Origin of the sequence: Pseudoalteromonas sp. SIMBA_162, assembly GCF_046535955.1 — a bacterium.
GTDB classification, from domain to species: Bacteria; Pseudomonadota; Gammaproteobacteria; order Enterobacterales; family Alteromonadaceae; genus Pseudoalteromonas; species Pseudoalteromonas marina.
The window spans coordinates 1-320 of the sequence record NZ_JAWJBQ010000196.1 but is presented as its reverse complement, the minus strand read 5'-3'; the positions used below and the strand labels follow the sequence as shown (position 1 = coordinate 320).

Sequence of the window (320 nt, the reverse complement as noted above, 5' to 3'; positions counted from 1 at the left end):
CAGCGGGCCTTCGCTCTCCAGGCGCGTGGTGGCGTCGTGGTAGCGGAAGCCGGGGCTGACTTCTGTCAGGCAGGCGAAGGCCTCGGGGTCTTCACGGCGCAGGTGCTCCGCCGCGCTGTAGCCATCCACCAGCATGCTGTCGCCGCCCTGGGCCGCGTTGCGCAGACAGTGCAGCCAGATATAGCCCGGAATCGGGTCGCGGTAGGGATTGTCGGTATGCGGCTCCAGCCCGCGCTGGGTCATCGTGAGGTCATAGGCATTGGCGACGGATTTCACGTCGGCGATACCGCCCCAGTTGGTGCGCCGCAGCGGCCCGATAC

General features: G+C 67.8%; 1 protein-coding gene. It reads right to left on the bottom strand.

Features of this window, described 5'->3' with window-relative positions:
- Window positions 1-320 (bottom strand): TauD/TfdA family dioxygenase (locus R0J88_RS19335; RefSeq protein WP_410900779.1); only part of this gene is annotated, 320 nt, incomplete at both ends.